Source organism: Nostoc sp. (genome assembly GCF_036917195.1).
Classification (GTDB): Bacteria; Cyanobacteriota; Cyanobacteriia; order Cyanobacteriales; family Nostocaceae; genus Nostoc.
The window spans coordinates 1-12,414 of sequence record NZ_JBALDG010000019.1 but is presented as its reverse complement, the minus strand read 5'-3'; the positions used below and the strand labels follow the sequence as shown (position 1 = coordinate 12,414).

8 protein-coding genes are annotated in these 12,414 nt (G+C 40.9%); 2 read left to right on the top strand and 6 right to left on the bottom strand.

From position 1 onward, the window contains the following. Positions 1 to 90: 90 nt before the first annotated feature. On the bottom strand, positions 91 to 477 hold the full coding sequence (locus tag V7K40_RS05820) for a hypothetical protein (protein ID WP_334957574.1): 387 nt from the start codon (positions 475 to 477) through the stop codon (positions 91 to 93). A 139-nt stretch (positions 478 to 616) separates the two neighbouring features. Here V7K40_RS05820 and hslO point away from each other — a divergent pair, with 139 nt between their 5' ends. Continuing rightward, on the top strand, positions 617 to 1,522 hold the full coding sequence (gene hslO, locus V7K40_RS05815) for an Hsp33 family molecular chaperone HslO (protein ID WP_334957569.1): 906 nt from the start codon (positions 617 to 619) through the stop codon (positions 1,520 to 1,522). Between the two features lie 153 nt (positions 1,523 to 1,675). After that, entirely contained in the window at positions 1,676 to 3,706 is a 2,031-nt protein-coding gene (locus V7K40_RS05810; protein WP_334957567.1) for a chromosome segregation ATPase, read from the top strand. A gap of 270 nt (positions 3,707 to 3,976) precedes the next feature. On the opposite strand, the gene V7K40_RS05805 is transcribed toward V7K40_RS05810, so the two are convergent. The 5 genes from V7K40_RS05805 to V7K40_RS05785 form a co-directional block, all read right to left on the bottom strand. After that, positions 3,977 to 4,855 (bottom strand): NAD(P)-dependent oxidoreductase, encoded by an 879-nt coding sequence (locus tag V7K40_RS05805; protein ID WP_334957565.1) that lies wholly within the window; start codon positions 4,853 to 4,855, stop codon positions 3,977 to 3,979. A gap of 362 nt (positions 4,856 to 5,217) precedes the next feature. Further along, positions 5,218 to 6,405 carry a class I SAM-dependent methyltransferase gene (locus tag V7K40_RS05800; protein ID WP_334957563.1) on the bottom strand — a complete coding sequence of 396 codons (1,188 nt, stop codon included), beginning with the start codon at positions 6,403 to 6,405 and terminating at the stop codon, positions 5,218 to 5,220. Positions 6,406 to 6,560: 155 nt separating this feature from the next. After that, positions 6,561 to 7,388: a hypothetical protein gene (locus tag V7K40_RS05795; RefSeq protein ID WP_334957561.1), complete on the bottom strand. Its 828-nt coding sequence runs from the start codon at positions 7,386 to 7,388 to the stop codon at positions 6,561 to 6,563. 177 nt (positions 7,389 to 7,565) lie between these two features. Beyond that, positions 7,566 to 7,955: a VOC family protein gene (locus V7K40_RS05790; protein WP_334957559.1), complete on the bottom strand. Its 390-nt coding sequence runs from the start codon at positions 7,953 to 7,955 to the stop codon at positions 7,566 to 7,568. A 478-nt stretch (positions 7,956 to 8,433) separates the two neighbouring features. Then, complete coding sequence (locus tag V7K40_RS05785) at positions 8,434 to 11,907, bottom strand: DNA methyltransferase (protein WP_334957557.1); 3,474 nt, start codon at positions 11,905 to 11,907, stop codon at positions 8,434 to 8,436. Positions 11,908 to 12,414 lie beyond the last annotated feature (507 nt).

Here is a 12,414-nt window from a genome sequence, read left to right as displayed (position 1 = left end):
ACACAGTCGTTGGCGCAGCCTCTCGAAGAGAAGCAAGTCGAGATGCTCAGTACAAGTGCCCCATGCCCAATCCCTTCACGTCCAGTCAATTCAACGCCCTTGAGTTGCCAAAAACTGACGCAAGCTTAACAAACTCAGGGTTTGACCCAAATTCAAGGGCAAAATTGAAATTCCTTCTAAGCGGGATTGTACCCAACCTTCTCCCCAGTACCATTCGTGAAACCCGTCAATGCCTCCACTCAGTAGCAAACGGAGACAGTTGGATTTTACAACGTCTACTTGATGATGAATCGAGACTGGCCCAGTCCAGGTAGTAAACTGGAATCCGGGAAGCAGTTCTTCTGGCATTCCTGGCGCAAAGCGTTGCCCTAAGAACCATTTTTCTAGTTGCACCGGATGCAGCAGACTGTCACGAATTGCATCTGTTGGTGCTTCTATTTCGATCCGCAGTTGGCTTTGTTGAAAATTACCCAGCATTTTTATAGGATTACCTAAAGGTGAGACATCGCTATTTCTAATATTGCAAATACAATCACTAGTTATTATGGTGTCACTTTTCTACCAGCAGAGAACTTAGAATAGAAAAAGTGAACTGTTAAGAAATGTAAGGTTTTTCATGGCGGATCAGTTAATTCGTGCAACAGCAGCCGAAGGTGGCATTCGTGCTGTAGGTGTGGTTACCACACGTTTAACAGAAGAAGCACGGGGGCGCCACAAGCTTTCCTATGTGGCAACGGCAGCACTGGGTCGGACTATGGCGGCTGGCTTGTTGATGGCTTCTAGCATGAAGCGAACTGGGTCGAGGGTGAATGTTCGGGTGAAGGGCGATGGGCCTTTGGGTGGCATATTGGTAGATGCACGTTTAGATGGAACAGTACGCGGGTATGTGGGGAATCCATCTGTGGAATTACCTCCTAATGCCAAAGGTAAGCTAGACGTTGGTGGTGCGGTGGGTGGCGGCTACCTCTACGTTGTGCGGGATATCGGTTATGGTTACCCTTACTCTAGTACTGTAGAACTAGTTTCTGGCGAAATTGGCGATGATGTGGCTCATTATCTGGTGAATTCCGAACAAACACCTTCAGCTTTAGTTTTAGGTGTCTTCGTGGGAGCAAGTGGAGTAACGGCTGCTGGAGGATTACTACTACAAGTGTTACCAAAAGCCGCCAGAGACGAAGCCTTAGTAAAAACCTTGGAATCACGGGTAGCTAGTCTAGCAGGATTTACACCATTGTTGCAAGCTGGGAAGACTTTGACTGAAATCTTCAGCGACCTGCTAGGAGATATGGGGCTGGCAATCTTTCCTGAAAGACAAATGCTGCGCTTCCACTGTGGTTGTTCTTTTGATCGCGTTTTGGGGGCACTGAAAATTTTGGGAGAAGCCGAACTGCAAGATATGATTATTAAAGATAATGGTGCTGAAGCAACTTGCGACTTTTGCGGCAACGTTTACCAGGCAAGTAGCGATCAGTTAGCTCAACTAATTGCCGATTTGCAAGCTGAATCTACTGTTTCAGGATAAAGTATAAAACAGCACTAATTTTGCAGGTTGTTGATGGTATTCTGTGGAGAGAAATAATCAAAAAGTAGCTTTTTAATCACGAGAAAGTTACTATGGCAACAATGGAATTATCGACCTAAAACAGAGCGCTATTCAATTATTTTGGTGTGAGAGATGACAGAGCGGGATATTCCAGACAGTTGGTCAACAGGCAAAGCAAGAGAGCCAGATCAAAACACAAGATTATCCCGAACAGAACAATTCGGTGAAACTCAACCATTTGATGTCCCAGCTACTGATTCTAGCTCCAAGTCAGTGAAGCGGGGAAAGACTGCCCAACTCAGTAGAAGTCCTGGGAAATGGCCACGCTGGATGAAAAGCTGGGTGTGGTGGCCAGTACTGCTAATGTTAATTACTGGCGGTGTAGGGTTCTTGGCAATGGCAATGCTGCTGAAGTTGCCATCTGCCCCTAATTGCCCATCGATTTTCTGGCCCCTAGCTAGTGCTTCTGTGCGGATACACTGCGCTCAGTTGGCGGCTTCTAAACAGACAGTGAATGACCTACTGCAAGCGATCGCTCTGGTGAAGCAACTACCACAAAATCACCCGTTGCATGGAGAAATTGATCGTTTCATCCAAGAATGGTCGCAGGATATTTTGAAGCTAGCTGATCAAAGTTTCCAAACAGGGAATTTAGAGGAAGCGATCGCTACTGCTGAAAAAATACCTGAAGATGTAGCAGCTTATAAATTAGTCGATGAGCAAATTGGCAAATGGCAGTCAATTTGGTCAAAAGCAGAAGCCACATACAACGGTGCGATCGCCGAAGTCCGAGAACGACGCTGGCAATCGGCATTCATGCTGTCCGCCAAAATGCTGCGCGTAGATAATCAATATTGGGCAACTACTAAATACGACCAATTGAATCGCCTGATTGCCACAGCGCGGGAAGATGGCGATAAGTTAGGAAAAGCTGAAAACTTAGCTTCTAGTAAAGTAGTCGATAATTTACTAGAAGCTATCAAAATAGCTGAGTCGATTGGGCAGGAAAGTTACATTTACCAAAAAGCTCAGGAAGCGATTCCGGCATTTGGACGCAAAATGCTGGAGTTGGCACAGGCAAAACTAGACAAGCGGGATGCGGATGAAGCATTGAATATTGCTAGACAAATTCCAGAGAGTGCGAAACTACAGGGCGAAACAGATGACTTTATTGCCTTGGCTGACGCGAAAAGGAGTGCTTGGATCGGTAATGTTTCTGGTTTAGAGGCTGCGATCGCCCAAGCACAACAAATTGATCCTTCCAGACCAGTGTATAACGAAGCACAGCAACTGATTGCTCGTTGGCAGTTGGAAATTGAAGATGTTGCCCATCTAGACAAAGCGAGAATATTAGCTAGCCAGGGAACAGTCCCTAATTTAACAGCAGCGATCGCCCAAGTGCAGCTGATCCCTAATAGTAACCCCCGCGCCACAGAAGCTAGGCAAGAAATAGGTCGCTGGAGTGCCCAAATTGAGACAATTGAAGACCAACCTTACTTAGAACGTGCCGACCAGATAGCAGTATTTGACGATATCAACTCCTTGCAAGCTGCGATCGCCCAAGCCAGCGAAATTCGTAGAGGTCGTGCATTATATCCAGAAGCACAGAAAAAAATTCGTACTTGGGTAGGAAAGATTCAGCGAATTCAAGACCAACCCTACTTGGATCAAGCACAAGAACTGGCTCAGAGTGGAAATCTCACTGCCGCCATTAGCGCCGCTCAACAAATTGCCTCGTCAGGAAGGGCACTTTCTGGGGAAGCACAAGCTGCGATAAATGACTGGGAAGGGCAAATCCGCACCAGAGAAAATTGGAGAAAAGCCCAGGAAGTGGGGGCGGCTGGTACGCCAGAAGCCTTGGTTGAAGCTATACGGCTGGCGGATCGGGTTTCAAACAATAGCATCTTACGGATGGATGCAAATCTGGCTATTGACCAGTGGAGTCAGCAATTGTTAGAAATAGCACGCTCTCAAGGTCAGTCTGATATTGCCAAAGGCATTGAGATTGCCAAATCGATTCCCCGTGGTAGTGCTGCTTACAGTGCAGCGCAAGAGCAAATTAAGACTTGGCAGGAATTTCTCAATCCTCAACCGTCACCTCAGCCTCAGCCTCAGCCTGAGTCTCTACCATTTCCTCCATCAACTACTACTAATGGGCAGTAATATCTTTATTAACGATTCAGTTAAAACCTTTTAATTCAGCATTTTCAAAGTACATATCAGGGATGCTGGGGTATAGGGAGAAACTTCTTTCAATGTGTCTCAACTTACAACTTTTTCAAGTACAGGACTTACGCACAGGTAAGAAAAATCGAACCACAGAGGCGCAGAGGTCACGGAGAAATGAGAGTTTGAGAGATATTTTGCGTAAATCCTAAAGTATATAAATCACGGGTTAAGGTAGCATAGCTAGCTATGCTACCCTACGAAAATTTATTCCCCGATCGCTTCTCCCCATTCCTTAATTACAGAAAATAGTGATGAGCAATCATCATCAGCAAATGACATTTTCACGGCTGTTTGCAAGATTTGCCGCACACCTTTAATACTGCTGAGATCCAAACTCTGAGATTTCGCTTCAGAGATAAACAATTCTGTATCTTTGAGCAAGTGTTTTGTGGGGAAATTCGGATCAGCATAATTGCCATCCAACATCCGTTGTAGCTTTTTGTCAAAAGTAGGTGCGTAGAGTGAACTGTCGCGCAATATTTGCATAAACACATCCACATCGACACCCTGACGCTGGACAAAAGCTAGACTCAGAGCAAAGCTAGTTGTTAGGGAAGCTATTAGTTGATTTAGTGCCAATTTGAGCGCCGCCGCAGATCCCACAGGGCCTATAAGTAAAGGTTCTGTCCCAAAATTTTGGAGTAACTTTAAATGGTGTTGATATTGTTCTGCCTCTGCCCCTACCATAATACTCAACTTGCCAGCTTTTGCTTCCGGGATACTCCCTAATACGGGTGCTTCTAAATATTCACCACCACCCGCAACAACTGCATCTCTAATTTCCTGGCTTTCTGTGGGAGTAATTGTTCCCATTTGGATGATAGTGCGCCCTTCCAGAGTTTGCCAAGCAGTGTCAGAAAGCAGCACATTATAAATCGCTGGGGCATTAGTAAGCATCAGGATTATGCACTCAGCAGCACGAATGGCGTGGCGGGGATGTGTAACAATTTCAGCCCCAGCTGCTTGTAGTGGCGCTAATTTTTCTGGGGTACGATTGTAGGCAACTAGCTGTATATCTGCGGCTAATAACCTTTGAGCCATTGGTAGTCCCATCAGTCCAGTTCCCAGAAATGCCACCTTCATTTTTCACGTTCCTTTAATACAGCGTCACAGCCCATCGTGGAGATCGCATTTGCATTGTTTGATTCAAATTAGTTGGGAAGTAGTTACTTGAGACTTAAGATACAATCCCAAATCCCAGTTTGCTACTCCCCAATCACTATTCTCTAACTCTGGCAATCAACCACCAGCGGCAAAAGTCACCATAATTATCACTGAAAGTAAAATGCCAGGGGTAAGTAGTGTTGCTAGCATTAGCAGGTCATGAGTGGACATAATTATTACTTTGGGAGTGTGTTTAACTTTACAGTAATCACTGTTATGCTAGTCTAAATCAGACTGACAATGCATTCTTAAATAGAGTTTTAACTTTTCTTTCTTTACGTTTACTGTGGCAAGGTCAATCCTTTTAGTGGTTGAGAAATTTCTGTCTTGTCTAGACCTTTGCTCTGAACTAGGACTCCAAAGCCGCCCAGTCCTGTGGGATCTATAAGTTGGTGTAGTGCGTCCCGGCGCTGTAGTAACTGTGAGAGGGGTTGCTGTTGATCAGAAAGGGCAGCAATGCGTTCGCCTAACCCCAACGCCATTAAAAATAATCCTTGCTGGATAAAACCAACATTCTTTAAATTGCACTTCTGGCCCCAGCGTTCCAAAGCAGTAAAGTCAACATGGGCAGTGATATCTTGTCGCCCAATATTAATATAGGGGTTGTCATGGAAACGATGATGATAATAACACTGTAGCGTTCCTTGCGATCGCCTGGGATTATAGTAACGACTGGCGGGGTAGCCATAATCAATTGTTAACACATAGCCGCGCTGCAAGCGGTCTGCTACTATACTCAACCAGTCTAGAGCAGCTAAATTAATTTCACTACGGTAATCATCTGGGTATGCACTTTGGCTAAAGTCGATTTCCACTAAGTCTAAATATTCAGCCAGTTGGGGCGTTGAAAGTTCTCCTGTTACTTCCACAAATGATGGGTATGGGGCATTGATTTCTTTCTCATTCTTGTCTGTTGTCACATAAATTTCTCGGAGTTCTCCCGTTTCTAGGATGAATTGATGGACGGGGAACGCATCTACTAACTCATTAGAAAAAAAGCAGCCTGCGATCGCCTCAGATGGTATATCCTCTAAATTGCACCAACGCACGGGCAAATCTTGCAAGCGTTGCTGCTGTTCTTGTCTTAAAGTTGGGGACTTTTCAATAATGATGTATTCCAGTGCAGTAAAAAAATCTGGATAGCGTAGCTGATGATATTTGAGGATATGCAATGCTAGCAGTCCTTGACCTGCTCCCATTTCTACCAGAGAAAACGGTACAGGTTTTCCTAGAATCTCCCACATCTGGAAAAATTGTTCTGCTAGTAACTCGCCAAAGTCAGCACAGAGGTTACCAGAGGTGAAAAAATCACCACCCTCAAAGCCAATTTTGACTGCATCACTGGAATAGTAGCCGTGTTCAGGGTGGTATAATACCATCTCCATGAATTGGGCAAAAGTAATTCGCTGCTGGCGACTGGTGGTAATGTGATTTGCGATCGCTGCACACAGCAAAGGATTTGAATCCATAAAATTTTAGGTTTGAGATTGGGGTGTTGAGAAAATAAATGAATTATGAATGATGCAAAACAAAATTCATAATTCCTAATTTCCCTAACGGTCTATAAACCCCATTTACTTTAACTGACAAATCACGTTCCATCAGGTACAAGCAGATTATTAGACTAGTTGCAGTCGAGAGCCAGCCTACCATTCTTGGCAAATACGCTAAAACCATCTAAAAATTCTATGGCTGATTCATTCTCTGCATGAGGTCGATTTTGCTCATCAAGCAGCACTTTATGTGGACGTTGACAAGTGAAACAGAAATCTTCAAAAAAGAATGTCCAACCGCACTCAAAAACGTATGTTCTTAGTGTGTTCCATAAGTTTTCCTCTATAAAGCATCCTAGCTCAGAGGTGCAGAAGTCCAACAATCCACAAATACTACACTCCGCATCTGGTGAGACTAAACCTGTTGCCAAATACGACCAAAGTCGCTCTATTTCCTTTTGCTGATTGGGTTTACCAGATTTCCAGATTAAAGATGATTTTTCACTATCGCGTAGGCTTCCAAGTATCAGACTATAGAGCGGTGACCAAAACGTGAATTGCTGATGCAAAATGTTCCATAACTCAATATTAAACTGCTGTCCAACAATTTCAATCAGCGGAAAAACAATATCTCGATGAAAAGAACCACGGAGAAATCCATGTTTGATTAATTTATTTTTAACTTTTTTAATAATGTTGTTTAGCTTACGTTGGTTGGATAAGTTTGCAGTCGGATAAATATGGCTCATAAAGCTGAGGTTAGCCACACTACGCGGACTTTCAAAATAGTATATGTCAGGTATTTCTGCGTTTGATATTTTCTTGTAAACTGCCTCGATTGCAGAAAAAGCTCTTGCTTTATCAACTGGCTGAGTTGAGATTGCCATTGAATACCACTTCATTCGATAGTCAGCAATCAGAGCTTTTTGCTGTCCTGTTAACTCAAAAATTTTTGACATACCTTATTGTACTTAACTGGTCGAAGAGCTTACTTTTACCTACAAAATTCCCAGTTTAACTATCCAACCAGCCAAAGTAAGAAAATTAGGTGTTGATTTTCGCCTAAGCGATCGCGATGTCTACGACGGGCTACGTCAACATCAGCCCAATTAATCGCGTCCAAGGCAATTTGCTACCTAGCCACTCACCAACGACACCAGCACGCCATTAGGATCGCGGACACGAGCAATAGTTTGTCCCCCAGGCTGGGTTTTAGGGGCATCTAGTGTTTTTGCGCCTGCCCCGATTGCTCTCATATAAGCGCTGCCAACATCAGGTGTGATAAATGATATCTGGATTAATGTCGGTGGTTGTGTGGCGTCGTTGGGATGGAAGCCGCCAGGAAATAATTTCTCTGCTTCGCTACTGGAGGAGAAAGCCAATGTAGTGTTTCCGGTTTCAATTTCAGCCCAGATAGATTGCCCCTTATCCTGGAGAGTGCGACGAACCAGACTAAATGCTTTTTCGTAAAACTCAACGGTTTTAACTACATCGTCTACCCAGATGAGCGTGTAACCAAATTTCACAGTTATTTCTCCTTATTAGAAAAATCAGTGCTAGCGAGGATCTTTGCTACTTCACTGTATGCGATTTGAATACACAGTAGCTTAATCCAGAATGTTACGATCTGTTGCTATTTGTGCCCCTGTTTGCATCATTTCCATATCTGATGGCGACCTAATAATTATGCCTTTAACAGTGATGTGCTATTAGCAATCCCCATAGTCCTCTAAATATCAAAATTGGTACAACAAAGTTGGTGCAAATCTGCAAATTGCGGAGAAAATCTTGATGACAAGGCTGGATTGGCTTTAATTCAATATTAGCCTTTACCCGTCCTACCAATCAGCTAATATGGTTAAAAATCTTTATGCTTGCGCCATTAGTATTCAAAAAGGCAGCAATGGTTTTTACGATTTCATGTTCCATTGCTTTATTTTGTTTGTTTTACTGCAAATTTCAAGGTGCAGTAGATATCAATTTGAGTTTATCACTCTTACCTTACTAAATTAATGCTAACTTTTTTAATTTTCCAAACATTGGGGCAAAGGTACGGTAAGCTTCTAATGCTGCTTCTTTAACGGTTGCATTAACAATCGGAAATGTTGTGAGGATATAGCTAAATTCATCTTCAGTTAAGCCGTAAAGGTGTGCTACCATTCCATCGAGTTCGGCGCGGAGTTTGGCGCGTTCTGTTTCGTCGGTAACGCCTTGTTGATGGGAACCTAGACCGACTTCTTGCGCGAGTTCGTCAAATTCTGGTGTGGTGCAGATGAGTTTGGCAGCGCGTTGTACAATATCGTTGAAGTAACGATCGTTTTTTGTTAAACGTGGGACGGGTAGTTGGTATATGTAAAACATATTGAGAGTGGTAGTTACTTTTTGACGTAAAAGCCAATCCAATATAAATGCATTACATACTGCACAAAGAAAAATCATTTCAATATTAGAAATTCCAGATTTATTTAAATCTATAGTTGTACTATTATTATCACAAAATACTTTACGAGGAGCAATTGTAGTAATTAGAGTTCTTGAATCTGTGTTACGTGCTATACGACGATGTACCCAACGATAGCGCTGATAGTCAAGGACTTGATTATTATCTTTATTATTACCAAGTAATATTGCTCTACCAACTGACTCATTAATCCAGTATGGTGGTGGTTCTTCTGTAAGATTAAACTGATGAAACATTTTTCCTACAAAAAGTGGTGATGTCTCTGCTGTTTTTTGTAGTTGAAAAAGGTTATTATCATTACCCCTGTCGAATTCACGAGTAAGTACAAAATTCCACTTACCCTCAATTTTTTCACCCAGCAAAGGGAAGTGAAGCATTTTTTCAGAAATGCGGATATCTACCTCATTCTTAAACTCCATTACAGATAAAGAATCTGGTGATAGTTGACGCACCATATTAACGTTAATCTGCAAGCTATCATCACTAGGAAACCTTTGAAGTTCATGCACATCATGACGCATAAAAGCTGATGGAAATTCTGTTGTTGTACTACCTTTTGCAAAAGTAAGGACAACAAACTTAAAACGGCTATCAACCTCTTCAAAAATTGTCTTACGATTCTCAAGACAGAATAAACCAGTAACTTTAGTTTGACTAAACAACATCTCCCGTAATTGCTTAGTCCCTAAATCTGTGTAAATCCCACTAGGAATTACAATTCCGCACTCACCGCCTGAACGCAGAAGATTAAAACATTGTTCTGTAAATAGCTTATAGAGATTAATATCTGTACCTGCTTTTTTACCATTTACTACAGAAATCTGATTTTTATACTGTTCTGATGAACGATAATAAGCGCTGACATAAGGATATTGACTTTGATAGTCTAACCAAGTACTTGCAATTATTGGATTTTGTAAAAGTTTACTCTGTTCTTTCTCAAAATCCTTGATATCCATTTTGTTCTTCGTTACAAGTTCATTATGTTGTGCAAAGAACTCTTTAGCTTGTGGCTTAAATATTTCCCACGGTGGATTAGTGATAATTGCATCAAAACCACCGTGTTCTAAAACCTTGTCAAAATGATAACCCCAGTGAAACGGCTTCAAAGCTGCAATATCCTCAACCTTCAAAACCCGCTTCTGTGATTTTCCAGTTAACTGAACTTCCTCATATTTGATACCTAAACGCTTACTAAACTCATCCAACAGCAAAAGATTTAACTTTTCTTGCGATTTTTTGTTTAGTTGTTCAATATTTTTGCGAAGGTGTATCAATCGAGTGTCTTGAGGTGTATCTGTATCAGGTAATGCTTTAGGTAAAAAAGCGTGTTTTTTGTACAAATCAAGAGATTTATTCTTTTCTTCGAGAATTTTCTTATAACTATCTGCGGCTAAAGACTGTAATAGATTTCCTTGTAAAGAATTTCCGACTGCATCAAACGCTGTTTCATCTACCCGAATTAAACCAATTAACGAATTACCAGCCATAATATTAAAATCAATATTAGGTAATGGCTCTAACTCTTCTACATCGTGAGCAGAAGAAACCAAAGCTAAGAAAAGGCGCAGTTTAGCAATTTCCGTTCCTTCCTCCATGATGTCTATACCATAAAGGTTATCAGAAACAATACGCTTTTTGATAAAATAAGGTAGTGATGGATGAGAATTTTCTATATCTTCAAGGTTCTTTTTGAGAGTACCATCACCCATCAATTTAATTGTCCCAAACACTGCACTGTAAACTTGGATGAGCGTCTTCATCGCCGCGACAAGAAAAGCACCGGAACCGCAAGCTGGGTCAAGGATTGATAAATTAGGAAGAATATCTTCCATTAGTAGACGACAAACATTTGCATCCAGCTTGATAAGAAGTTCGTTGATATCCTCAAATCGCTTATCCTTATCAGATAGCGCATCATTTACGCGGTCTACAATTAACTTGTGGATAGTTCTGTCACAAAGATATTCTGTAATCTGTGGTCTAGTATAATACGCCCCAAAAGCTTTTTGATTAATATATTTCTCAAAAATATAACCCAAAACATCAGGGTTAATTTCGTCATCTTTTCCTTCCGGCGTATCATCCAGATTCCAAGAATAACGCCCAAATAAATCTAGAACTTGCTCAAACGCCTCATCTACTATAGAAATATAATATTTCTCTTCAATATGATGCTTGAGAAATAGTCCACCATTCAGGTATTTAACCTTTCCTACCAATTCCTGTACAGATAAATCGCGTTCAAACTCAGGTTTAGCAAAGCTTTCAAAAAATAAAGCCTTAAGAAATTCAGCATAAAAATAATTTTCACCTTTTTGCTGGCTTTGTTCAAGCTTATTTTGCAGATAGTTTAAATCCTCATTATCAATAAAACCTTTACGTTGGAGAAAATAAACAAACATCAGGCGATTCAGAATGACTGATGTGTACCAACGTCTATCTGTCTCATTATCAATTCCTTGAACAAACTGCAAAAACTTCTGGTGTTGCTCTTGAAATTCCTTGTAAAACTTCTTAGTTACTGGCTCAACATCAAACCCGTGTTGTAGCTTATAGGCAATTTCAACAACCGTCGGTTCCCCATGTTCTAATTCAGTAATATCAATAACTAAAGAACCAAGCTTGCTTAAAAATAAGTCTCCTGGTTGACCTTTCACATATAAATGGTCACGAACGTAGCTTTTACTTCCTTCTCGTTTAACCCAATACCAAAGACTACGTGTGCGTTCTTCGGTAATAAAAATTAGGAGATTTTCATTTATGAGTTTAGTAATTTCTTGATGAATAGTAACTCTAACTTGAGCTTCTGGTATTTTTCCATCTGTGGCGGTGATTTCAAAGATTGCAACACCTGAAAGTTCAGCAATTTTCTGGTAGTGATATGTCTTATTATCAATCTTTAAAGTTACAGGTTTTTGTCTTGTAGGTTTAGACCAACCTAATTCTTCTATAAATAAAATACTAAATTGGAAGTTATAAAGTAAATCGCGTGTTCGTTGAAAATTAAGCGACATAAATTACCATGCTTGAAGAATAAAAAAAGAGCATAGTAAATTTGCCACTCAGAAAATAAATCTGTGACTCTAAAAATTAAGTCTGCGCTGACAGACTTTAAAAAAGCCTCTTTATACGAGTTAAATTTTTACCATGCTTTTTATACTTTATAAATCCTTTATATCAAAGTAGGTTCAGGGAGATTACCTGAGTTATCTAAACGCCGACTGAGTTCTGTGCATCTGTGATTTTTAATTGTCAGGTATTTTTGCTGATTTCTTTATGAAAATGCCTAATTTCTTTATCAAAATGCCTGATTGCTTTCTCAAAATACTGAAATGCTTTTTCAAAACAAGCTTTTGCTTCTTTAAAACAAGCTTTTACTTTCTAATTTTGGTGTTTTCCACAAGCAAAACAAGCTTTTGCTTCTTCAAAACAAGCTTTTACTTTCTAATTTTGGTGTTTTCCACAAGCAAAACAAGCTTTTGCTTCTTCAAAACAAGCTTTTACTTTCTAATTTTGGTGTT